18 protein-coding genes and 1 pseudogene are annotated in these 23,209 nt (G+C 60.2%); 14 read left to right on the top strand and 5 right to left on the bottom strand.

The genetic code is table 11. The features are described from left to right. Positions 1-243 precede the first annotated feature (243 nt). From NBH12_RS07730 to NBH12_RS10995, 9 genes and pseudogenes are all read left to right on the top strand, one after another. A complete protein-coding gene (locus NBH12_RS07730; RefSeq protein WP_052787587.1) occupies positions 244-1,083 on the top strand; it encodes a ParA family protein in 840 nt (279 codons plus the stop codon). Between the two features lie 18 nt (positions 1,084-1,101). Next, a complete protein-coding gene (locus tag NBH12_RS07725; RefSeq protein WP_250819338.1) occupies positions 1,102-2,016 on the top strand; it encodes a segregation and condensation protein A in 915 nt (304 codons plus the stop codon). Positions 2,017-2,028: 12 nt separating this feature from the next. Continuing rightward, positions 2,029-2,745: an SMC-Scp complex subunit ScpB gene (gene scpB / locus NBH12_RS07720; protein ID WP_065457167.1), complete on the top strand. Its 717-nt coding sequence runs from the start codon at positions 2,029-2,031 to the stop codon at positions 2,743-2,745. Between the two features lie 132 nt (positions 2,746-2,877). After that, positions 2,878-3,705: an NUDIX hydrolase gene (locus NBH12_RS07715; RefSeq protein WP_014483618.1), complete on the top strand. Its 828-nt coding sequence runs from the start codon at positions 2,878-2,880 to the stop codon at positions 3,703-3,705. Between the two features lie 59 nt (positions 3,706-3,764). Continuing rightward, positions 3,765-5,045: a quinolinate synthase NadA gene (gene nadA, locus NBH12_RS07710; protein ID WP_052788040.1), complete on the top strand. Its 1,281-nt coding sequence runs from the start codon at positions 3,765-3,767 to the stop codon at positions 5,043-5,045. 149 nt (positions 5,046-5,194) lie between these two features. After that, entirely contained in the window at positions 5,195-6,799 is a 1,605-nt protein-coding gene (gene nadB, locus NBH12_RS07705; RefSeq protein WP_052787561.1) for an L-aspartate oxidase, read from the top strand. A gap of 3 nt (positions 6,800-6,802) precedes the next feature. Beyond that, the gene (gene nadC, locus NBH12_RS07700; RefSeq protein ID WP_052787560.1) at positions 6,803-7,696 is read left to right on the top strand and encodes a carboxylating nicotinate-nucleotide diphosphorylase; all 894 of its coding nucleotides are present in this window, start codon (positions 6,803-6,805) and stop codon (positions 7,694-7,696) included. 2 nt (positions 7,697-7,698) lie between these two features. Beyond that, positions 7,699-8,997 carry a cysteine desulfurase family protein gene (locus NBH12_RS07695; RefSeq protein WP_250819337.1) on the top strand — a complete coding sequence of 433 codons (1,299 nt, stop codon included), beginning with the start codon at positions 7,699-7,701 and terminating at the stop codon, positions 8,995-8,997. A gap of 95 nt (positions 8,998-9,092) precedes the next feature. Then, positions 9,093-9,263, top strand: a pseudogene (locus NBH12_RS10995) (integral membrane transport protein); the annotation flags it as partial. A gap of 158 nt (positions 9,264-9,421) precedes the next feature. On the opposite strand, the gene NBH12_RS07685 reads toward NBH12_RS10995, so the two are convergent. Genes NBH12_RS07685 through NBH12_RS07675 form a run of 3 tightly spaced genes read right to left on the bottom strand, consistent with a single transcriptional unit; the run spans position 9,422 to position 13,924 of the window. After that, positions 9,422-12,544 (bottom strand): ABC transporter permease, encoded by a 3,123-nt coding sequence (locus tag NBH12_RS07685; protein ID WP_025221842.1) that lies wholly within the window; start codon positions 12,542-12,544, stop codon positions 9,422-9,424. After that, positions 12,541-13,302: an ABC transporter ATP-binding protein gene (locus tag NBH12_RS07680; protein ID WP_015438937.1), complete on the bottom strand. Its 762-nt coding sequence runs from the start codon at positions 13,300-13,302 to the stop codon at positions 12,541-12,543. The genes NBH12_RS07685 and NBH12_RS07680 overlap by 4 nt, the downstream gene beginning before the upstream one ends. A 16-nt stretch (positions 13,303-13,318) precedes the next feature. Next, entirely contained in the window at positions 13,319-13,924 is a 606-nt protein-coding gene (locus NBH12_RS07675) for a PadR family transcriptional regulator (RefSeq protein ID WP_003830613.1), read from the bottom strand. A 400-nt stretch (positions 13,925-14,324) separates the two neighbouring features. Between NBH12_RS07675 and typA the strand changes: the two genes are divergently transcribed. The 5 genes from typA to NBH12_RS07650 all read left to right on the top strand — a co-directional run bounded on the left by typA (position 14,325) and on the right by NBH12_RS07650 (position 19,224). Continuing rightward, positions 14,325-16,256: a translational GTPase TypA gene (gene typA, locus NBH12_RS07670; RefSeq protein ID WP_003830614.1), complete on the top strand. Its 1,932-nt coding sequence runs from the start codon at positions 14,325-14,327 to the stop codon at positions 16,254-16,256. Positions 16,257-16,391: 135 nt separating this feature from the next. Next, positions 16,392-16,832, top strand: a complete 441-nt coding sequence (locus NBH12_RS07665; RefSeq protein ID WP_052787555.1) for an alcohol dehydrogenase — start codon at positions 16,392-16,394, stop codon at positions 16,830-16,832. 58 nt (positions 16,833-16,890) lie between these two features. After that, entirely contained in the window at positions 16,891-17,871 is a 981-nt protein-coding gene (locus NBH12_RS07660; RefSeq protein WP_016462761.1) for a prephenate dehydratase, read from the top strand. Next, on the top strand, positions 17,865-18,881 hold the full coding sequence (locus tag NBH12_RS07655; protein ID WP_016462762.1) for a prephenate dehydrogenase: 1,017 nt from the start codon (positions 17,865-17,867) through the stop codon (positions 18,879-18,881). Before NBH12_RS07660 ends, NBH12_RS07655 begins: the two co-directional genes overlap by 7 nt. An 85-nt stretch (positions 18,882-18,966) precedes the next feature. Then, the gene (locus NBH12_RS07650; protein WP_015438932.1) at positions 18,967-19,224 is read left to right on the top strand and encodes a DUF6725 family protein; all 258 of its coding nucleotides are present in this window, start codon (positions 18,967-18,969) and stop codon (positions 19,222-19,224) included. Between the two features lie 252 nt (positions 19,225-19,476). On the opposite strand, the gene NBH12_RS07645 is transcribed toward NBH12_RS07650, so the two are convergent. Next, positions 19,477-22,335: an ABC transporter permease gene (locus NBH12_RS07645; RefSeq protein ID WP_250819336.1), complete on the bottom strand. Its 2,859-nt coding sequence runs from the start codon at positions 22,333-22,335 to the stop codon at positions 19,477-19,479. Continuing rightward, positions 22,332-23,144, bottom strand: a complete 813-nt coding sequence (locus tag NBH12_RS07640) for an ABC transporter ATP-binding protein (RefSeq protein ID WP_003830620.1) — start codon at positions 23,142-23,144, stop codon at positions 22,332-22,334. Before NBH12_RS07640 ends, NBH12_RS07645 begins: the two co-directional genes overlap by 4 nt. Positions 23,145-23,209: the final 65 nt, after the last annotated feature.

Here is a 23,209-nt window from a genome sequence, read left to right as displayed (position 1 = left end):
TGTCTGGCGAGGTGATGAGACGGGTTGTCCGCGATATGTCGAAGCAACGTGTTTGCGGCGATATTGGCGAACGGATAAGAGTACGCTGGTCAGGTGAGATCAGGATTCGACGGAGGTTCAGGCATGGCAGATCGGCGTGGCGACCACGGGCAAGACGGCGCATTCCGTCAAGGCACGCTGCCCATGGACGAAGCGTATGTCGTTACACCACCCCGGAACATGGATATTGATAAGGTAGACGGTATGCCTACCGATTTGCTTGGACGTGAATACGAAACCTTCCCCGCACCCGAACCACTGCAACAGCACGGTCCGGCGCGCGTCATTGCCATGTGCAACCAGAAGGGTGGCGTAGGTAAGACCACCAGCTCCATCAATATTGCTGGCGCGTTGGCCCAGTATGGCCGCCGTGTGCTTATCGTCGATTTCGATCCGCAGGGTGCCGCCACTGTTGGACTGGGCATCAACGCGAATACCGTGGAGAACACGATTTACACCGCGTTGTTCGATATTTCCATGGACCCACATGATGTGGTGCAGCACACCGCATTCGAGAACATCGATGTGATTCCGGCGAACATCGATTTGTCCGCCGCCGAGGTCCAACTGGTCACCGAAGTGGGCCGAGAGCAGATCCTGAACAGCGTGCTGCGCAAGCTCAAGTCGGAATACGATCTCATCATCGTCGACTGCCAGCCATCGCTCGGCCTTCTCACCGTGAACGCGCTTGCCGCAGCTGATGGCGTGATCATTCCCGTGGCCGCCGAATTCTTTGCCTTGCGTGGTGTGGCCCTACTTATGCAGTCCATCGAAAAAGTGCAGTCCCGCATCAATCCCGCATTGGAAGTGGACGGCGTGCTCATCACTATGTACACCAAGACACTGCACTGCGAAGAGGTCTGCCAGCGCATTTACGAGGCGTTCAGCGAAAAGGTGTTCCACACGTTCATCTCCCGCTCCATCAAACTGCCTGATTCCACGGTTGCCGCCGCGCCCGTGGTGGTTTATGCCCCTGAGCACAAGACATCAAAGGAATACCGTGAGGTGGCACGTGAGCTCATTGCTCGCGGCATCGTGGCGTAACGATTGTTTCGATAAACGATGAATGAGACTTCCCTTTCTCGGCTCTCCTCTCTGAGAGAAGCTGGCTCGCGTAGCGAGGCTGAGGGGAGCTCTGCGGAAGCCGAAATCAGCACGGAGGGATCCACCACCTCCGGCTTCCAAGTCAACCTCGAAGCCTATTCCGGTCCGTTCGATGCCTTGCTCGGCATGATCGCCAACAACAAACTCGAGCTGACCGAAGTTTCTCTCTCCTCGATCACCGAGGAATTCCTGACATACGTGCGCGGGCTCGATTTCACAAAAAACATGGATGAGGCCAGCGCCTTTCTCGATATCGCCTCTATTCTGGTCGAGGCCAAAAGTGTGGCGATTCTGCCCGGCGGCGAAGACAACCAGCACGACGAGCAAAGCCTTGAAGCGCTGCGCGAACGCGATTTGCTGTTCGCCCGACTCCTCCAATACCGCGCCTACAAGCAGGCCGCCGGTGACTTCCGGGCGCGTATCGCCGCCAACTCCGGCCGATTCCCACATCCGGCGGCCATGGATGAGGGCATTGCCGCCATGCTGCCTGAGCTGGTATGGACGCTGACTCCGCTCGAACTCGCCCAACTGGCCGCCCAGGTCATCGCCAACGCGCCCGCCTCCGAAGTATCGATCCATCAGCTGCACGTGCCGCTGGTCGATCTGCGGGCCCAATCGCTGGTGGTGCGCGACCGGCTGATCGCGGCATGGGAATCCAAGGGCGACCAGTCGATGTCGTTCATCGAATTGACCCGGGACTGCACCTCTCGTATTGAGGTGGTGGCTCGGTTCATGGCCGTGCTCGTGTTCTTCAAACAAGGTGTGCTGCAGTATCAGCAAGATGGTCCGTTTGCCGAACTGCATCTGAGGTGGGTACCCAGCGTAGACGAAACGATGGGCGACGTGAACATTTCCGAAGGTGATTTTGCGTAAGGACGGCGACTGGTGACTGAACGGATTGATACAACGAATGCAACCGAGCACATGGCGGATACGGAATCGACGGCTGGATCCGCAAAGGCCGCGGTGAGGGGAGCGGAGGAGACACGCCCCGAATACGTGGATTTCACAGTAGACGTTTTTCCTGGCGGGCTGCCCGCATGTCTGGAAGCGATTCTGATGGTCGCCGACCAGCCTCAGACCGCCACCGAGCTGGCCCGTATTGTGGCATTGGACCGCAACACAGTCGAAGAGGCATTGCAAGCCCTGCACGATGACTATGAGGGCGATGAATCCCGTGACATCCGCCCGCGCGGCTTCGAACTGCGCCGCACCGCTCGTGGCTGGCAGTTCTCCAGTCGCGCCGCGTTCGAGCCGGTCGTCTCATCATTCGTCACCGACGGCCAGACTGCGAGACTCAGTCAGGCCGCACTGGAGGCGCTTGCCATCGTGGCCTATCGCCAACCCGTCACCCGAGCCCAAGTGGCCGCGATCCGCGGTGTCAACTCTGATGGCGTGATTCGCTCGCTCATGGTACGCGGCCTTATCAAGGAAGACGGCGTGGACCCCGAATCCCGCGCGGCCCTTTTGGTCACCTCCGAATTCTTCCTCGACCAAATGGGCCTGAAGAGTCTCGACGAACTACCCTCCCTAGCGCCGTTCCTCCCGTCCGTCGCCGAGATGACACAGTCGAAATCGGAAGACACGGACGTGATTTCGTAGCGATCGGGGCCCGCTACCTGACCAATATTCGTGCGCTAGACCATCCAATATGTGATTTATGGTCATTGTGACTATAAGTAGTGCTATGCTCTCAATACAAGGAGAACAACCCGGTATGGAAAGAGGCATGGCATGGGATTCGGCAATGTGTCCGAGCGCCGCAGCGCACCGCCACAGGTCGGTGTGTCAGTGGTGATTCTGGCACTCGGCCCGAAAGGCGATACCGGCAACAGTGCCGCCGATTCCGGCAACGCCGCGAACTCGGCCCATTCCCGTCTCTGGTTGCCCCTGGTCAAGCGCGTCCGTCAGCCGTTCCTGGGCTGCTGGGCATTGCCCGGCGGTGACCTGCGCTCCGACCGGTCGTTGGAACAGTCCGCCTACACGGCCCTCGAATCGACCACAGACCTGCACCCGCGCTACCTCGAACAGCTGTACACCTTTGGAGGCCCGACCCGATCCCATGGCGGATTGCCCATGGTATCCGTCGTGTACTGGGCGCTCGTCGGCCAGACCGAGGCCGCGGGCTTCGAGGACGGCGACAACGTACGATGGTTCCCCGAAGACGAACTGCCCGGGCTGGCGTTCGACCATCGCCAGATCATCGACTACGCGCTGCTCCGCCTGCGCTCCAAAATCGAATACTCCGACGTGGCCACCCGACTGCTCGGCCCCACGTTCACCCTGCGCCAACTGCACGGCGTCTATGAGGCGATTGGCGGCGAAACCCTCGACTTGGCGAACTTCCGCCGCAAAATGCTTGCCTCAGGCGATCTTGAAGACACCGGGGAGAAGGTGCGCGAAGGCCGCCAACGACCGGCCACCATCTACCGCTACATCCCCAAACGACCTGTCGAGAACGGTACGCCCCACGAATCCGATGGCGACGACATCGTGGAACTGTCCAGACAAGGCGAGCGTGAAGACGCTCTCGACGCGCTGATCCCATCCGCGCGCATCTGATTTTTCCCGCCGACCCGCTTCGGGCCGACATCACAGACGTATATAGGAAAGGAACCACTATGACCGCACTATTCGCTGCGCCGTCCGTTGACGAGATCATCGCCAAGCTGGGCGCGCAAAGCACCTGCGACGCAGGACTGACCCAGGACCCGTGGCACTTCGACACCACCACACCCAGCTACGGTCCCGGTGCCTCGATGCTCGACCATCTGCCCGCCAACGCGCCGCGCCAGCAGGTGCTGCCGGACGAATACCGCAAGGCCTCCGACGAGGAACTGCAGCAGCGCATCACCGACGCCAAGCAGCGTCTCGGCTCCAAACTGCTGATCCTCGGCCACTTCTACCAGCGTGACGAAATCATCAAGCATGCCGACTTTGTGGGCGACTCCTTCCAGCTGGCCAAGAACGCCACCGAACGCCCGGACGCCGACCATATCGTGTTCTGCGGCGTGCACTTCATGGCTGAAACCGCCGATATCCTCTCCACCCCCGAACAGAGTGTGACCCTGCCCAACCTGTCCGCCGGCTGCTCCATGGCCGACATGGCAAACATCGACCAGGTGCAGGAATGCTGGGATCAGCTCGGCGAGATCTGCGGCACCGAGCCGGATTCCGATGGTCGTCAGCAGATTATCCCGGTCACCTACATGAACTCCTCCGCGGCGCTGAAGGCATTCTGCGGACGCAACGGCGGCATCGTGTGCACGTCCTCCAATGCGCACGCCGTACTGGAATGGGCGTTCGCGCGCGGCAAGCGCGTGCTGTTCTTCCCTGACCAGCACCTTGGCCGCAACACCGCCCGCGCCATGGGCATTCCGCTGAGCGAGATGCCGCTGTGGGATCCGTTCAAGGCTCAGGGCGGTGCCTCCGACCCGGCCGATTACGCCCGAGCCAAGATGATTTTGTGGAAGGGCTTCTGCTCCGTGCACCAGCGCTTCACCGTCGAACAGATCGAACGTGCACGCAAGGCATACCCGGGCGTCAAGGTGATTGTGCACCCCGAATGTTCGATGCAGGTGGTCGACGCCGCCGACGGCACTGGCTCCACCGCATACATCGTCAAGGAGATCGCCAACGCGCCCGCCGGTTCCGCCATCGCCGTGGGCACCGAAATCAACTTGGTGAACCGTCTGGCCGCGCAGTACCCGGACAAGACCGTGTTCTGCCTGGACCCGGTGGTCTGCCCGTGCTCCACGATGTACCGTATCCACCCGGCCTATCTGGCCTGGGCGCTGGAAAACCTCGAACAGGGCAATGTGGTCAACCGTATCATCGTGGATGACGACACCGCCCGCGAGGCCAAGGTGGCATTGGAGCGCATGCTGCGCGTTCACCCGTGACCTCTCTCCGGCTCCCGCTGGCGGGAGCTGTCAGCGAAGCTGACTGAGGGTGGTCTTGTATGGGAATGATTAAAAACCACCCTCAGTCTCGCTATGCGAGCCAGCTCCCGCCAGCGGGAGCGAACCAAAAAACAGAGGAAAGCAACACAATGAGCAACGTTGAAATCGTCGTCGTGGGCGCCGGCGTCGCCGGACTGTCCGCGGCACTGGCCGTGGCCGGTACCGATCATGACGTGACCTTGGTAACCAAGACGGAACTGGTGGAATCAAACACCTACCATGCGCAGGGAGGTATCGCCGCCGCCATCTTCTCCGATGACGACCCGAAGCTGCACGCGGCCGATACCATGGCGGCAGGTCACGGTCTGTGCGACCCGAAGGCCGTGGACATTCTCACCCGTGAGGGAGCTGACCGTGTTCGTGAGTTTGCCGCGGCCGGTGTGCACTTCGACCGGGATGCACAGGGGCATATGCTACGTGGCCTTGAGGCGGCGCATTCTCGTGCCCGCGTGGTTCATGCCGGGGGAGACGCCACAGGCAAGGTGCTTGAGTTGGACGTCTCCGCCATGGTGCGTGAGAATCCGCGTATCCATATCATCGAACATGCCTTCCTCAAAGACCTTATCGTGCGTGACGGCCGTATTGCCGGCGTCCGGCTGCTGATTGACGGGCAGGACAAGGATCTTGCCGCCGACCACGTGATTCTGGCCACTGGTGGCGCGGGACGCATGTACCCGTACACCACCAATCCGCAGGTTGCCACTGCTGATGGTGTTGCCGCCGCATGGCGTGCGGGGGCACAGGTTGCCGACTTGGAGTTCTACCAGTTCCATCCCACCGCCATGGCCGTGGGCGAGCACTTCCTCGTCTCCGAAGCCGTGCGAGGCGAAGGCGCGGTACTGCTGGACGAGCACGGGCGCCGATACATGAAAGACGTGGATCCGCGTGCCGAACTTGCTCCGCGCGACGTAGTGGCCCGCGAAAACTTCCGCGTGATGCAACGTCAGGGAGGCAAGCCGGTCATGCTCGATGCCTCGCCGATGGCGAAGGAGAATCCCGATCTGGCAGCCTTCCTGGCCCACCGATTCCCGACCATCGACGCCTACACGCGCTCGCTGGGCTTCGACTGGAGCAAGGAGCCGATTCCGGTGGCACCGGCCGCGCACTATTACATGGGCGGTATCCGCACTGATTTGGACGCTCGTGCCTCGATCCCCGGCCTGTATGCTGCCGGCGAATGCGCCCGTACCGGTGTGATGGGCTCCAACAGGCTCGCCTCCAACTCACTGCTCGAAGGACTCGTTTACGGTCGCCGTGCCGGTATGGCCGCAGTCGCGGACGGTGATGACACGGTCTGGGCTCCCGAACCGTTCCTGAACTCCGCCACCGGCGAAGCATTCACGCATAAGCCAATTGCATTGAAGACCCCGGTGCTCACCAGCGATGACGCAACCGCAGATGTGTGGGATCGCACCTGCATCCAAAACACCATGTGGCATGGCGTTGGCGTACTGCGCGACGCGGATGGGCTGCAAACCGCCATCGCCGAACTCGGTCAAGGACTTGCTACAGCAAACGCACAGGCCGACGTGGCCGATGCTGAAGCACTGGAGAACCGTAATATGCTCACCGTGGGCTATGTGGCCGCCACCGCCGCGCTCGCCCGCACCGAATCCCGAGGCGCCCACGCCCGCACCGATTATGCTGAGCCGCAGGACGAATGGGCTCACTCCGTCGCCTACATCAAGGATTGACCCATGCTTACGCAACACATCATCCATACCGCCGTCGAAGCAGCGCTCGCCGAAGACGCACCCTACGGCGACATCACCTGCGAGACCACGATCCCCGCGGGCGAAACCGGCTCTGCGCATCTCACCGCACGCGAAAACGGCGTGATGAGCGGCATCGAGGTGTTTCGCGCTGCGTTCACCACGCAGAACCCAGCCGTCACTGTCACCGCTGCCATCAAGGACGGCGAACGATTCCAAGCCGGCCAAGTGCTCGCCACCGTAACCGGTCCGGTACGTGACCTGCTTACCGCCGAACGCATCGCCCTCAACTTCACCCAGCGCATGAGCGGCATCGCCACCATGACCGCCGCTTTCGTGGACGCGGTGAACGCCATCTACAGTGACAACTATGACGGATCGGTCACCCGTCCTCACCGTTACGAACGCACCCGCATCGTCGATACGCGCAAAACCACTCCGGGCTTGCGCCCGTTCGAGAAGTATGCCGTGGTCTGCGGTGGCGGCCACAACCATCGTTACGGACTGTCCGATGCGGTCATGATGAAGGACAATCATCTGGCGGCGCTCGCCGCACGTGGTATCGACCTGACCGGTGCCATTCGTCACGTGCGCGAACAGGTAGGCCACACCACGCATATTGAGGTGGAAGTCGATAGCCTCGAGCAGATTCCTGCCGTGCTCGAGGGCGGCGCAGACACGATCATGCTGGATAATTTCTCACTCGATGACACTCGCCGCGGAGTAGAACTCATTGATGGCAAGGCCATCGTGGAAGCCAGTGGAAACATGAATCTGGAGCGTGTTCCGGCCGTGGCTGCCGCCGGTGTGGACGTGATTTCCGTGGGCGCGCTCACCCATTCCGTGCGCAGCATCGACCTCGGATTGGACTGGATCTGATCATGGCCGATACTCCCAACACGTCCAGCGAAGCCGGCGAACTGTATCTCGATGCCGCTGCCACCGAACCGGTGAGCCCGGCCGTTCTCGAAGCCATGACTCCGTTCCTGACCGACGCCTATGCCAATCCGGCCAGCGTGCACCAGCCCGGCAAAACCGCGGCCCGTGCGCTGGACGCGGCACGCGCATCGTTCGCTGCGGCATTGGGAGCCCGGCCAGATGACGTGATCTTCACCTCCGGTGGCACCGAATCGGACAATCTTGCCATCAAAGGCATTGCCATGGCCCGTATGCGGCAGTTGGGATTACAGCCGTTCTATGGACTTGCCGAAGCCGATGGCGAGCAGTTCGGCACCGACCTGGCCGACCCGTCCGCCTCATCGCAGACTGGAGAGCAGACGGCAAACCACCGCCCACGCATTATCATCTCCGCCATCGAACACCCGGCCGTGGCCCAATCGGCGGCATGGCTGCATGAATGGTTCGGTTTCGACGTCGTGCATATTCCCGTGGATGCGCAAGCACATCTCGATCTCGACGCGCTGGAACACGAGCTCGACGGCGAGGCGGGGGAGCGCACCGCGCTCGTCTCCACCATGCTGGCCAACAACGAGGTCGGCACTGTGGAGCCGGTGGAGGAGTTGGTTCGCATAGCCCATAAGCATGGCGTGCCCATTCATGTGGACGCCGTGCAGGCCGCCGGGCAGATTCCGATTCGTTTCCGCGATTGGGGTGTGGATGCTCTATCCGTTTCCGGCCACAAGTTCGGCACGCCCAAAGGCTTGGGCGCGCTGCTGGTACGTGGCCGCACATCCATCGAACCAGTGCTTTCCGGCGGTGGGCAGGAGCGTGGCCTGCGCTCAGGCACACAGAACGTGGCCGGTGCAGTGGCGCTCGCCATCGGGCTCAATGAGTCGAATGCGCGCATGCAGGCGCATTATCGCGAACTGGTTGCCTCCCGTGACATGCTCATTGACGCGGTTCGCCGCGTGGCTCCCCGTGCCGACCTGACCGGCGACCCCGAGCGTCGCCTGCCGGGCCACGCCTCGTTCATCTTCCCCGGCGTCACCGGCGAAGCCCTGCTCGTCGATTTGGATGCACGCGGCATCGCTGCTTCGTCCGGTTCGGCCTGCGCGGTTGGACGTCACGAAATTCCGCCGACTCTGCTGGCTATGGGGCTCGAACCATCCATTGCTAAATCGGCATTGCGTATGACGTTCCGCACACCGTTGACCCGTGAACAAGTCGAACGCATCAGCCTCGCCATCGAAGAGTCCTACACCGATCTCACCCGATATTAACTTGCCCCCACTGGCGGGGGCTGTCAGCAAAGCTGACCTGGGGTGGTTTTCGCAGATATCGCGAATTCTGCCCCCGCTACCAGAAAGGAAACGCCGTGAGCACCACCACTTCAGCGCAACCCGCGCAGCTCACCCGCAACGAGCGCCTCGACCGACTGCCGTTCAACAAGGCGCATCGCAAACTCCTCGTCGCCTCCGGCATCGGCTGGGCATTCGACGCCATGGACGTCGGCCTCGTCTCCTTCGTGGTCGCCTTCATCCTCGCCTGCATAGCAGCCCTCTGCTTGCCCGAGCGCAAAGGCCTCAATCTCGAAGACTGATTACACTTCAGCCTTCACTACTAAAGTGGCCCACACCAATGTGTGGGCCACTTTTTGTCTTATAGCTCCCGAATGACACGGCAAGAGTTGCCGTATGTCACTGATCAATCGAGGGAGCGACGGGTGAGATTGCGCGGTGGTTTTGTGACCAGCCACGCCACCAGCAGTCCGGTTGCCACTACGCCGAATGCCAGCGCCGCCTGCAATCCCCAGATCGGCACGGTTTCCAGCCAATGACCGTCCACGCCGATCCTGCGGTTCCATGCCACATGCAGCCATCCCAACGCCACGCCGGATACCACGCCCACTGGCGCGCCGGCCAGCAGAATCACCGCAGCCTGCGTCAGGCCGTAACGTCTGAGGAATCGGGGTGGCGCGCCCACGGCGACCATCGTGGCCATGTCGCGCTGGGCCTGCGTGCGAGCCAGCAGCAATGAAACGAGCGTGGCCATCAGTGCCAGCAATGCCAACAGGCCAATGGGCACCAATGCCATATTGTCACCCCACGGCAGGCGATTCCCGTCAGTGCTCGTGGATGCTAGCGGCAGATTTTCGATTGCATAAGCTGAGGCCTTCTTTACGGTAATGGGGGAGTTGCCACCGGCGAAGTCTAGATACTCACCCAGATACTGCAATTGTTTGATGCCGAGCGCCTGTGCTGTTGCCGGGCTCATCACCAGCGGGTACGCGCCGCGCACGTAGATGGCCTTGCGCTTCTCGATATGTGTGGCCTGAGATTCGTTTGCAATTGCCGGATTCGGCGAAATGGCCACACGCACCATACCTCCCGCGTCGATTGTGCCGGCATCGCCGACCACCACACCGCCCGCATCAAGCACCTGTGCCGCCTCATCCGCGTTCGGGAAGCCGGACAAACGCATCGCATTGCCATCCATAATGAGATTCACGCCGCGGAAACTCGGCAGTATATTCGAATACGTTGGCTGATGGGACCGGTCTATCGGCACACAACGTATCGGAACGTTTGGATACAGGGCCGAAGCGGCATCCTGGCCCACCCATGTGGACGTGTCCGGTTGCTCTTGGATCGTTGGGTTATCACAAGTGTGACCGGCCGGGAGCAATGCAGCGGCATACATGTAGCCGTGTTCGGCGTTCAACTTGTCGGAATCGACTTCGGTCGTATCATTGAGCTTTGACCATCGCTTGACATCCTCGGTGTACACCGGGTAATGAGCGCGTATCGGTGTCTCTTTGCCAAGCCGGCGTATCGCATCCGACACCACAGCACGGTCGAACTCATTGCTGACATGCACGTCGGCCCCAATGGCCATCCCCGACGGTCCATACGTCATCGTCATCGTGGAATTTCGCTGGTCCGCCACCATGGAGCCGGTGATTACCAGTGTGTACGAGGCGATGCACATGGTAATCAGCACCGCGCATGCCGCCGGAACGAACCGTCGATGATGCTCGGCTGCATCCCTGAGTGCCAGGCGTGCGCCGATGTTCAGTTGGGAACTCGCTTTGCCGCACCACCGTGCAAAAGTGCGAATCGACAACGCAAGCCCTATGACAGCCAACAAAATCGTGGCAACAAGCAGAGCCATATGCGCTTCGGTTCCGGCCGGAACCGCGCCCGGATTGTGATCGGCCAGCGTGGGCAATGGCAATGTCAGACTGAGCGCGGCGCATACGATGGCGGCCAAGACCAGAATCGGACCAACCGCAACACGGAGCAGTCTCAAAGGATTACGGCGAAGCTTCGTATCCACGCCATTCGCGGATTCACCGTAGCCGATTTCCTCTCTTGTCGGGCGATCCTTCAACGCATCGACTGGATGCATACGCGCCACATGCCGAGCCGGCGCAATCGTCGCGGCAAATCCAATGATGATTGCCGTGACAATACCCATCGGCAGCGAGCTCCACGAGAATCCGTGCAGGATCTCCAGCGGCGTGGATCCGCGCAATGCACCTATCGCAGGGCCGGCCGCCAAGGTAAGCGCGAATCCCAATGCCGAGCCCAGCACGCCACCGATGGCGCCGATAACGAGACCTTGCGAGGAAATGATTCGACTGAGGTCACGTGGTGCAGCACCGGATGCGGCCGCGAGCCCAAGCACACGACGTGACTGATCTGCCGACACCGTAAACGCGGGCGTGACCAGAAACAGTACCAGCAGCATACCCACCAGCATGGTGATGACCACAGTGACCATGTGGTTCAACATGGTAGCCGCATCGATCTGTATCGGGTAGAGCTGCGATGCGGGCGGATAGCCGTCAGTCAGCACATGGCGGGAAATGACGATGGCCTGCAACAGGTTCATGCTGCGGGTGTGCGCCCACGTGACCGGCTCTGGACCGACCACCAAATAATGGCCATCCACGCCGACGCCATCAGATTCCAATATGGCTGACATCCAGCCTTCCAAGCCCCATGCCGCGGCTTCGGATTCATCGGTCAGCCCGCTGACTGTCCAAGCACGCTGAGTGTCGGCCACCGCCTCGCCGATGCGCCCGTCCAGGCTCATCCAGCCATCGAACGGCGGAGCGACGAACGTCACCGTGCTACCGAGAGAAGCGCCGAGATTATCCGCCAATGTGCGGCTGATGACAATCTGCGTATTATTCTGCGGCGCCGAACCCTTGACCAGCTTCGGCAACATTCGTTGCAATGCCTCAGGTGAAGCCTCGGTCATGGTCGCGGTGGAGGCCGCGTTCAGATCAATGTCGTTCCCGCTTTTCACGTCAATCCCAGCCTTGGTCTGTTCGCCGGGTTGCAACGCGGTGCCGGTGATGGCGATGAGTTCGGGCGACTGCCAATACGGGAGCAGCCGATCCTGTTGCGGCAGAATCTTCGCAAGCTCGGCGGCCGAGGCCGGCTGCTGGGAGGGATCGTCCTGCCACACGCCGCCGCTTTCGGGTGACTGCCGGAACGGTTGGCCGGTGCGGGGCCTGGCGGTGGCGGTGATGACCGCCTGCGTATCAGCCGGGATTGTCGCCAGCGCACGCGATCTGGTGGGCGGTATGGTGGTGGTCATACCGATGGAGGCCACCATTGCGGCGATTGGCAGCATTACCAGCAGCAAGGACAGTAGGGTGCGGGCCTTGTGCCGTAGTGCGTCGCGCCAGCCGAGTCGCAGCGCGGCCCGATACCGGTTGCAACGTGCGCCAAGGCTTGGCCTAGCGGCATGGGGAATTTGGGCAGAGCGACCGACGGTGGCATTGGCAAGATTATTGAGGGCTGCGCGTGCCATCATGCTCCCCTTTCCTCAAGGTTGAGCAAATCATCCATATTGCTGGAGCCGGTTTCATCGATGATACGGCCGTCCTTCAAAAACACCGTGCGGTCGGCCCAGGCGGCGAAGCGAGGCTCATGAGTGACCAGCAGTACGGCCGCGCCGCGATCTGCGCGGGTGCGCAACACTTCGAGAATCGTCATGCCGGCATTGGAATCCAGAGCTCCGGTCGGCTCGTCGGCCAGTAGTAGACGGCGTGGGCCGACCAGTGCGCGGGCAATCGCCACACGTTGCGCCTGGCCGCCAGACATGTCTTCAGGTCGGCGATCAGCCATATCGGCTACCCCCACTTCATTGAGGGATTGCATCGCGGCCTCACGTGCCTTGCGGGGATTCCAGCCATCCAATTCCAAGGGGAACGACACGTTCTCGGCTGCGCTCAGGGAAGGCAGCAGATTGAAATCCTGAAACACGTAGCCTATCGATTTGCGGCGGATGGCCGCGCGTTCGGCCACTGACAGTGTGGCCAGATCGCGGCCTTCGACCAGCACGTGCCCCTGCGTGGGCACATCGAGCCCGCCCGCAAGATTGAGCAAAGTGGATTTGCCGGAACCACTGGGGCCCATGATGGCCACGAATTCACCCGGGCGAAGCGTGAGATTGGCGTGACTGAGCGCGGTGACACGACGTGCATCTTTGCCGTGAACGCGAGTGACGTCGTGTAATTCCAGCGCGCATGGGGAAGATTGCGGGAGAGAAGAAAGAACGGGAGAAGTCATGATGTGCTCCTATGCACTATTGAATGGTGGCGGTGAGTGCGGCTGAGCTTGCCGTGAGAGGTGCCGAAACGGGGTGCTGCGCCAGTTGTGCTCGCAGCTGGGTCTCATCCACGGTATCGAGCCAGCGCAATTCCGCTTCAGTGATGAAAATATGGTGGTCGAGTACTAGACGTGTGGCGAGTTCGGTGGGCGGTGTTTGCCGGCGCAGTCGGGTGATGTCGTGCAGCAGTTGCTGCAAAGCGTGGCGTTGGTGTTGGATGAGTTCGGAAACATCGAGGCCGGGTATTTCCACGGCGACGGCCAGCTTCATCACTAGTTCGTCACGTCCGCGTTGTTCCGGGGTAATGGGGGAGCGCCACCATCGGTCAAGCTCTTGGGCGCCGGAATTGGTCAATCGCCATAATGGTGCGGCCGCTGCGGTGCCGACATCATTGGATCCGCTAGTAGTCGGCGCGGTCTCTTCAATCAGTCCGTCGCGGTTCAACCGCTGCAGCGTAGTGGAAACTTGCCCCATATTGAGCGGCCAAGTCAGACCGATGGTGCGGTCGAAGTCCTTCTTAAGCTGATAGGCGCTGGCCGGGCCTCGCTCCAACAGTGCTAATAGCGCTTCTCTGATTGCCATACCGCATCCCCTTTGCATAGACGGTTTGCCTTGGGCGAAGGTTACTGAGTAACTATCGTTGGATATCAGGTTACTCAGTAACTACCCATGACGATGCTGTACTCAGGGATGATTCAGGGGAGATTCAGGGATACATTCAGGGATGCACTTGGCGCCCCCTCAGTTGCCCACGGCGACAGCTCCCCTCAGGGAGGGGAGTCGAGAGTGTGGAATACAACAAGTCTCGCAAGCCAGATGACATGTGACTAATTCTCAGAAAGCCGGGCCCGTTGTGTGTCAAGGTGTGCCAGTAACATCGTGACGGTTTGTGTGTAGGTACAGGTAGATATCCAAGAGCAAGTACTCGAGAACGCAAGTACCGAACGATTACGCAAGAAAATCAGTATTAAGAGAGGTTTCGATGGCGGTTCGTGGAGATATCCGTAATGTGGCGATTGTGGCTCACGTCGATCACGGCAAGACCACCCTGGTCAATGCCATGCTTCAGCAGTCCCACGTGTTTAGCGAGCGTGAGGAAGTGCCGGATCGTGTGATGGATTCCAACGATCTGGAACGCGAGAAGGGCATCACCATCCTCGCCAAGAACACGGCAGTGGAATACACCGGCCCGCTGGCTGCCAAGTACGGCCACCCGGAGGGCATCACCCTCAACATCATCGATACCCCCGGCCACGCCGATTTCGGTGGCGAGGTCGAGCGCGGTATCTCCATGGTCGACGGCGTCGTGCTGCTCGTGGACGCCTCCGAAGGCCCGCTGCCGCAGACCCGTTTCGTGCTGCGTAAGGCACTCGAAGCCAAGCTGCCGGTCATCCTGTGCGTGAACAAGGTGGACCGCCCTGACGCCCGTATCGAAGAGGTCGTCGGCGAAACCTCCGACCTGCTGCTCGGCCTGGCCGACGATGTGCAGCACGAGGGCATCGACCTGAATCTCGATCAGCTGCTCGAAATGCCGGTCATCTACTGCGCCGCCAAGGCCGGTTACGCCTCCACCAACCAGCCCGCCGACGGAGGCCTGCCGGACAACGACAACCTTGAGCCGCTGTTCGAAGCCATCATCTCCACCATTCCGGCTCCGGAATATGAAGAGGGTGCTCCGCTGCAGGCTCACGTGGCCAACATCGACTCCTCCGACTTCCTCGGCCGACTCGGCCTGGTCCGTATCTACAACGGCACCCTTGAGAAGGGCAAGACCTATGGTCTGTCCCGTGTGGATGGCTCTCTCGAGAACTTCCGCGTCTCCGAACTGCTGCGCACCCAGGGCCTTGACCGTATCCCGGTCGAGTCCGCAGGCCCCGGCGACATTGTGGCCGTCGCCGGCGTCAACGACATCATGATCGGCGAGACCATCGTTGACCCCAACGATCCGAAGCCGCTGCCGCTCATCCACGTCGATGACCCGGCCATCTCCATGACCTTCGGCACCAACGATTCCCCGCTGGCCGGCACCGAAGGCAAGGATCACAAGCTCACCGCCCGCATGATCAAGGATCGCCTTGACCGCGAGCTCATCGGTAACGTGTCCATCAAGGTGCTGCCCACCGATCGCCCCGACGCTTGGGAAGTCCAGGGCCGTGGTGAGCTGGCGCTGGCCGTGCTCGCCGAGCAGATGCGCCGCGAAGGCTACGAGCTGACCGTCGGCCGTCCCCAGGTGGTCACCAAGAAGATCGACGGTGTGGTCAACGAGCCGATGGAAAACACCACCATCGACGTGCCGGAAGAGTACATGGGTACCGTCACCCAGCTCATGGCAGACCGCAAGGGCCGCATGGACGGCATGACCAACCACGGCTCCGGCTGGGTTCGTCTGCAGTTCACCGTGCCGTCCCGCGGTCTGATCGGCTTCCGTACTGCACTGCTGTCCGCCACCCGCGGCACCGGCATCTCCTCCTCCCTGTCCGCCGGCTATGCGCCGTGGGCTGGCGAGATTACCATCCGCCAGAACGGTTCCATGGTTTCCGATCGTCAGGGTGTGGCCACCCCGTACGCCATGCAGCGTCTGCAGGCCCGTGGCAACTTCTTCGTCGAGCCGCAGTCTCCGGTGTACGAGGGCCAGGTCGTGGGCGTGAACAACAAGCCCGACGAGCTGGATGTGAACATTACGCTGGCCAAGCACATGACCAACATGCGTTCCGCCACCGCCGACGTGCTTGAAACCCTGACCCCGCCGATCAAGATGAGCCTCGAGGAGTCCCTGGACTTCGCCAACGAGGACGAGTGCGTGGAAGTCACCCCTGAGTCCATCCGCGTGCGCAAGATCATCCTCGGCCGCGAGGACTGGTACAAGTGGCGCGCCAAGCAGCGCCGCCAGAACGCCGCCCAGCAGGGTAAGTGATTCCGAATTGCCCCCGTTGGCGGGGGGGGGCTGTCGGCGGAGCCGACTGGGGGTGGTCATCGTAAACCACCCCCAGTCTCACTTCGTTCGACAGCCCCCGCCAGCGGGGGCATGTCTATATCTATACTGAAACGCATGACTGTGAAGAGCAATACCGATTTGCGTCCGTGGTCGCATCGTCAGAACGTGCTGGTCAAAGTATCGATCACGATTGCGGCGGGCGTGGCGTCTGCCTTTGTGGGCACGTTCGCCCATCGTATGGGGGCTGAATTGAACATTCCATACGGATTGGTTCTTGCGTTCCTGATTATCGGCCTGTCGACATGGTGTGCCCGCTCACGCATGGGCGTGGTTGGTCTGGCTTTGCATCTCATCGCATCTTCCCTGACTGTCTGGGGCATGGCCCTGACCACCACTTCAGGCAAGGCGCTGATTGTCGCCGGATTCCAAGGCGAGATGCCGTTCTTCACCCAGCATGCCGGATACATCTGGCTCTACGGCCTGATTCTCGTCCAAGTGATCCTGCTCGTCCTTCCCGCACGCTGGTTCAGCGTTATGCCGAAGCAATCCCGATAGAGACCATCGCTGAGCAAAAGCGCAGCCATCGCCCTCAAACCCGCTACCATAGAACCTTATGGCACGCATGAAACTGTTCTATTTGGGCCCGGAGGGCACATTCACCCATCAGGCGGCAATGACGGCCGCCAATCGGTTCGCACCGCTCGGGGACTTTGACCTCGTTGCTCTACCGGATGTACCTGCCATCATGCAAGCCGTCGAATCGCGTCAGGGTTGGGGCGTGATCGCTTGGGAAAACAACGTCGAAGGGTATGTGGTGCCCAACCTCGATGCCCTGATTGATGCCACTGATGTAGCGGGTTTTGCCCGTGTCAGTGTGGATGTGGCCTTTAATGCTTTCACGGTGCGAGGTCACGGCATTTATGATTGCACCGGCGGCATCGTCAGCGCTCACGCACATGGTCTGGCGCAATGCAAACGATTCATCGCCGAACATCATCTCAAGCCCGAGCCCTCATCGTCCAATGCCGCTGCCTGCCGCGATTTGCAGCCCGGCCAAGTGGCGCTCGGTCCCAGCATCTGTGGTGAGTTGTACAACCTGGATACCCTTGCCGAACATGTGCAGGATTTCGAGGGAGCCCGCACTGAATTCCTTGTCATTGCTCCGCGAGATGTGGTTCAGGATCTCAATGCCCGCGCGCACCGCAATAATGCCGACGATTTTGAAACCATCATCACATTCATTCCGCTGGTCACAGGTCCTGGTGTATTGGCCGATCTGCTTGATGTGCTGCGTGACGCAGGACTGAATATGACCAGCTTCATTTCCCGCCCCATAAAGGGGAACGATGGCACTTATAGTTTCATCGCCACGCTTGATGCCGCGCCGCGGGAGCCCAAGTTCCATGCCGTGCTCGAAGAAATCGCCGAACATGGTGATTGGGCTAAGACCCTGGCTGTATACCCACGTCGTGAACGTCCCAGCCCGCCGGTTGATGCATGGATGTTGCCCGAAGGTGGTGTCCATGTCGATGCTGAGCATCCGTCAGAAGGCTGGCAGCACACCGAAGAGGCCAGGAGGGAATTGCTGTGGTAAATACAGTCGGAATCATTGGACTGGGACTGATTGGCGGTTCTCTTGCCCGGCGCCTGGCCGAGCGAGGCATACGTGTAGTCGCATGGAACCATCGCCCGCATCCTTATGCTCAAGCCGAGGCAGATGGCATATTCTGCAAAAGCACATTGGCTGAGCTCATGGATGCTGAGCCGGATGTGGTCGTGTTGTGCAATCCGCTGAAAGCCATGCCTGCAATGCTTGACTCGTTGGCTCCTCTTATGGGCGAACATCCGCGTACCACCATCACTGATGTGGGCTCGGTCAAAGGCATGGTTCGCGAGCAGGTCGAAGCCGCCGGATTGGGGGAGTGCTATGTGGGTGCCCACCCGATGGCCGGCAACGAATTGTCCGGTTGGCAGGCTGCAGACCCGCATCTGTACGATGATGCACTATGGGCGGTGACCGTTGATAGTGCCACGAATTATCAACGATTCCTTGACGTGGCCGCTTTGATTACCAAGGGTGTTGGCAACCGTCTCATCGTGCTGGACGATGAGACGCACGACAAAGCTGCGGCAATGATCTCCCATATGCCACACGTGGTATCCACCGCGTTGATCAACGAACTGTCTGCCTACCCCGATCGCAATATTGCGGCCGCATTGGCCGCTGGCTGCTGGAGGGATATGACCCGTGTGGCTCTGACCGACCCTAATCGCACGCGTGCGATGGTCGAGGAGGATGCGTTGAATGTCGAAGCGTTGCTTCGCCGTATGGCCAAGCGTCTGACTGATATGGCCGACCAATTGCATGACGGCGACGAAACCGACGTGATTCGGTTCTTTGCTGAAGGCAACCCGTTCCGCCAGTACAAGTCCGCACTCACACATGCGAGTGACGGTGCAGCCGAGAGCTTGCCGGAACGCGAGCTTACCGTTCCTGAATCCGGTTGGCAGCAGACCTTGCTGTTTTCCGCGCGCAGAGGTGAAGCCATCATCGGCTTCGTCAACCCGCGTCAGGCGATTATTCAGCTGCGCCCTGCCATGTAGTCAATACCGTTGCTCACAGGTACGACGAGTACAGTGGAATGCGTATCGAAGTTGATATATCGGGAACGGCAAGGGGATGATGATTATGACGTTGCCCAGGCAAATTCCAACAGGCGCGCGAGTGGTGGTGCGTGTTACCGAGGGCGTGGATCCCACTGACCATCGTATGAAATTCCGCGATTACGTGGGTCATGTGGTCTCATGGGACGGCTACACGCTGGAACTGGTGCGTGACGCCGCGGCCAACGGCTCTCGTCCAGCACAAAACGTGACGATTCATCAGGAGCAAATCGCCACATTGAAGCCGATACCGGAGCGTCCGGTCACGCCTCCGAGGCCGTAACGACTGCTTAGCGACAGAAATTCAGGAAATAAGTGGCTTCGCCCTGAAATACTGTCGCTGACAGTAACTCAGTGACAGAAATTCAGGAAATAAACGGCTTCACCCTAAAATCCTGTTGCTGACTGCGACTCAGCGACAGAAGTTCAGGACGAAAGGGGCTATTTCCTGAATATCTGTCGCTGGGCGAGACGAATGATGACGAGATTATTGGGTTACTCCGAGATATCAGTGAATATTGCGAGGTGGCAGCAGTTACTCCGAGGCAACAGCATCCAGAACCGGCTGCTTGAGCGCGCGAGAGGCAGGCGAGACGGAGGCGATGAGACCCACCAGAATCGAGAGCACGAGGAACACTCCGAGCTGATCCCACGGAATGCCGAGCACACTCAGACCGTCGGCCTCGTACACCGCGCGAATCACAGCGCCTGCCGCGACGCCGACCACCATGCCCATCACCGTGCCGAACACGGCGATAATGGACGCTTCGATGCCCAACATGCCTCGCACCTGGCCACGCGACGTGCCGATGGCCCTCAACAGACCGATTTCCTTGGTGCGTTCGGACACGGATAACGCCAACGTGTTCACAATGCCGAAAATCGCAATCACAATGGACAATGCCAACAGCGCATAAAGCACCAACAGAATCTGATCGACCATCGAGCCCATCGTGGACTTGTATTCGTCGCGGTTCATCACCGAAATCACGTAGTACGGCTTGACCGCCTTCTTGATGCGCTGCTCCAACTTGTCGAGATTCTCGCCCGGCTTGGCCACCAGATACATCTGCATGGTGAACATCGTCTGCTTGGTTCCCAGCTGGTCGCCCAAATCATCATTGACGAACACGCACGAACGGTATACCGAATTCGAGATGATCGCACCGACTTTGAGCTTCTTGATTACCGTGACCTGCTTGGTTTTCACCAAAGTTGCCGGATCCACGTTTTGAGCCTGCTGCGTGACTTGCTGAATCTCATCGGATTTGGCCTGCGCTCCCGCCGCATCGCCAGCCAATGCCAGCTTCTGCGCCTCTTCGGTCAACGATTGAATTTGAGCCTGAACCTGTGTCTGATAGTCGGCCTGTGCCTGGGCGGTGGCCTCCTCGTCTACCGTCGTGTTCTCGGTGGACACCTTTACGGTGTCGCCGACTTTCCATCCTTGATCGTCGGCGATGTCCTCGCCGACCACCAGTTCGCCGCCACGCAATGCTTTATTCGCGTCACCTGCAATGATTTCGGGCGCGAACACGTCAGTGAACAGGGAATCCTGAGCCGCGAACGTCATGCCCTTGACCTGCTTGCCGTCATACTTCGCACCGAAAATCATTCGATTTGAAGACACGGACTTCAGCCCATCTACACCTTTAATCGCTTCGACGGCATTGTCGGGAATCTGGCCGGATGCCGCGGACGATATGGAGAAATCAGCCTTTAATCCAGTGTCGACGATGTCATTCACCGAGGCCTTGGCCGAGGTGGCCACCACGCTCAGGCAGGAGACGATTGCCACGCCCACGAATAGGGCCGCCGCCGTGTTCGAGGTGCGGCGCTTGTGTCGGGAGAGATTACGAGTGGCGAGCCGGCCCGTTACCTGGAACACATGCGCCGGAATCCAGCCCAAAACCGCGCCGGCAGGGGAGACCCAAGCCGGGCCCGCCACAATAACGCCAATGACGATAAGCGCCGCGCCCACGCCAAGCGGCCAGCCGGTGCCGGTCCAGGAAGCGAAGTCGTTGAGCCAGCCGATTAGCGTCGGATCGCCGTCCGCCACTGCGATGCGGCAGGTCCAGGCCCAGGTCAGTGCGCCCACCACAATCATCGTGGTGCCGATGATGCCGCGAGTCAATACTGGCTTCTCCGGGTTCACGGTCTCGTTCATTGCCTGAATGGGCGGGGCCATTGCGGCACGACTGGCCGGCAACGCCGCGCCGATCAGCGTGACGATCAGGCCTACCGCGAGACCAACCAGCATGTCCGAGACGCTCGGATTCGAGGATCCGGTCATCGGCGTGCCCATCTGACCCATCATCGCGACGATGCCTTTGACCATGCCCCAGCCGAGCCCGATACCGATGCCGGAACCGACCACACCGAGCACAATCGCCTGCACGATCACCGTGGTGAACACCTGGGCGGGGGAGGCTCCTATTGATCGCAGCACTGCGTAGCCGCGCATTGATTCGCGCACGATCATCGAGAACGTGTTCGCGATGATGAACGAGCCCACGAACAGGGCAATTACCGCGAAAATAAGAATCAATGGCTGAACGAAGCCCAGTGCCTCCTGCGCGGATTGGGTCGACTCGTCGCGCAGCTGGTTGCCGGTGATGGCATGTGCTTTGGAGCCGGCAGGCAACGCCTTATTGATACGGTCGGCGAGTTCCTGCTGCGCCTGCTCGTCCAGCGGGGTTTTGAGGTTACCGTAGATACCGATCTGGTCGGTCTTATCCGGGTCGTCGCTTTGCTGGGTGGCGTACGTCTTGGCCAAAGATGGTGGAATATCGATGATGATGGCACCGGCAAGCGAGGAATCCAGATCGAAGATACCGGTTACCGTTACGTCTTTCGGCCCGTCCGGGTAGACGACTTTGGTTTTGTCTCCAACCTTCAGATTCGCCTTCTCGGCGGCAAAGGAATGCAAGGCGATTTCGTCGTCCGAGGTGGGGCATGTGCCCGAAGTGAATGTGGCGGAACGCCATGGCACATCCTTGCCAAAGCCCACGGCCAATGTCGGCGCTCCCATGGTGGATACGGCCGCGCCGTCCTTACCGACCAGCACCGTGCCGGACACGGAATACACGACTTCCGCGCTTTTCACGCCCTTGACGTCGCCGATGGTCGAGGCCAGATCGACGTTGATGGTGTTATAGGTTTTCGAGGAAGACGAGGCGGCCATCAGGCCGGAGGAGTCGGATTTGACTTCTTTTGAGCCGCGAACATATACGTCATGGTCGGCGCTGGTGCCCATCATGTCGGAGACCTGGTTGTTCATCATTTCACGGAAACAGAACGAGCCGACCACAAAGCTCACGCCTAGTGCGATGGCGATGATGGACATGACGAATCGCCCGAAATGCGCGCGGGCGTCGCGCAATCCGATTTTGATCATGCTTGTGCCACCTTGCCGGCCTCATCCGCACCGTCATCGGCAAAGACCTCAAGAATCTGCTCATAGGTAGGGTGGTCGAGATCCTGCGTAATATGGCCATCGGCCAAAACCAGCACGCGGTCAGCGTAGGAGGCGGCGCGCGGATCATGCGTCACCATCACAATGGACTGGCCATATTCGGTCACAGACTGCTTCAGGAAGCCCAATACCTCACGTGAAGAACGAGAATCGAGGTTACCGGTGGGCTCATCGGCGAAAATCACGGACGGGCGGGCCATCATCGCACGGGCGCAGGCCACGCGCTGCTGCTGTCCGCCGGACAGCTGGCTTGGCCGGTGGGTGAGTCGCTTCTCCAGCCCGACCACCTTGACCACCTGCTTGAACCAATCGCGGTCAATCGGCTTCTTCGCAATTTGCAAAGGCAGCAGGATGTTCTCTTCAGCGCAGAGCGTGGGTACCAGATTGAACGACTGGAAGATGAATCCTATCTGCGCACGTCTCAAGTCGGTGAGCTGCTTCTGGCCCATCGAAGACACTTCGAGGCCTTCGATAAACACCTTGCCGGAAGTCGGTTGGTCGAGTCCCGCCATGCAATGCATCAGCGTGGACTTGCCTGAGCCGGACGGGCCCATGATTGCGGTCATCTGGCCGCGCTGGAATTCCACGTTCACATGATCCAGCGCCACTACCTGGCTGTCGGCGTCACCGTAGGTTTTCGTCAGATCTACGGCCCGCGCCACCACATGGTCGTGCTGTTCCTCGGCCTGTTCGATGCTTTGTGCGACGCCTTTTGCGCTGTGCCGTGCCATACTGCCCCAATCATCATGGAAGTTCGTTTCTTTGCGGCCAATACGGTTTCGTTCCCTGAGTCAAG

This window comes from Bifidobacterium sp. M3-N-101 (genome assembly GCF_023656805.1).
GTDB lineage: Bacteria > Actinomycetota > Actinomycetes > Actinomycetales > Bifidobacteriaceae > Bifidobacterium > Bifidobacterium breve.
This window is presented reverse-complemented; position numbering and strand designations above follow the sequence as displayed.

Excerpts from the sequence above, each read along its gene's own strand:
- NBH12_RS07730 (WP_052787587.1), top strand. The coding sequence starts at position 244 with ATGCCTACCGATTTGCTTGGACGTGAATACGAAACCTTCCCCGCACCC.
- NBH12_RS07715 (WP_014483618.1), top strand. The coding sequence starts at position 2,878 with ATGGGATTCGGCAATGTGTCCGAGCGCCGCAGCGCACCGCCACAGGTC.
- NBH12_RS07665 (WP_052787555.1), top strand. The coding sequence starts at position 16,392 with ATGACTGTGAAGAGCAATACCGATTTGCGTCCGTGGTCGCATCGTCAG.
- nadA (WP_052788040.1), top strand. The coding sequence starts at position 3,765 with ATGACCGCACTATTCGCTGCGCCGTCCGTTGACGAGATCATCGCCAAG.
- NBH12_RS07660 (WP_016462761.1), top strand. The coding sequence starts at position 16,891 with ATGGCACGCATGAAACTGTTCTATTTGGGCCCGGAGGGCACATTCACC.
- NBH12_RS07640 (WP_003830620.1), bottom strand. The coding sequence starts at position 23,144 with ATGGCACGGCACAGCGCAAAAGGCGTCGCACAAAGCATCGAACAGGCC.
- NBH12_RS07675 (WP_003830613.1), bottom strand. The coding sequence starts at position 13,924 with ATGGCAATCAGAGAAGCGCTATTAGCACTGTTGGAGCGAGGCCCGGCC.
- nadB (WP_052787561.1), top strand. The coding sequence starts at position 5,195 with ATGAGCAACGTTGAAATCGTCGTCGTGGGCGCCGGCGTCGCCGGACTG.
- NBH12_RS07650 (WP_015438932.1), top strand. The coding sequence starts at position 18,967 with ATGACGTTGCCCAGGCAAATTCCAACAGGCGCGCGAGTGGTGGTGCGT.
- NBH12_RS07680 (WP_015438937.1), bottom strand. The coding sequence starts at position 13,302 with ATGACTTCTCCCGTTCTTTCTTCTCTCCCGCAATCTTCCCCATGCGCG.
- NBH12_RS07645 (WP_250819336.1), bottom strand. The coding sequence starts at position 22,335 with ATGATCAAAATCGGATTGCGCGACGCCCGCGCGCATTTCGGGCGATTC.
- typA (WP_003830614.1), top strand. The coding sequence starts at position 14,325 with ATGGCGGTTCGTGGAGATATCCGTAATGTGGCGATTGTGGCTCACGTC.
- NBH12_RS07725 (WP_250819338.1), top strand. The coding sequence starts at position 1,102 with ATGAATGAGACTTCCCTTTCTCGGCTCTCCTCTCTGAGAGAAGCTGGC.
- NBH12_RS07685 (WP_025221842.1), bottom strand. The coding sequence starts at position 12,544 with ATGATGGCACGCGCAGCCCTCAATAATCTTGCCAATGCCACCGTCGGT.
- nadC (WP_052787560.1), top strand. The coding sequence starts at position 6,803 with ATGCTTACGCAACACATCATCCATACCGCCGTCGAAGCAGCGCTCGCC.
- NBH12_RS07695 (WP_250819337.1), top strand. The coding sequence starts at position 7,699 with ATGGCCGATACTCCCAACACGTCCAGCGAAGCCGGCGAACTGTATCTC.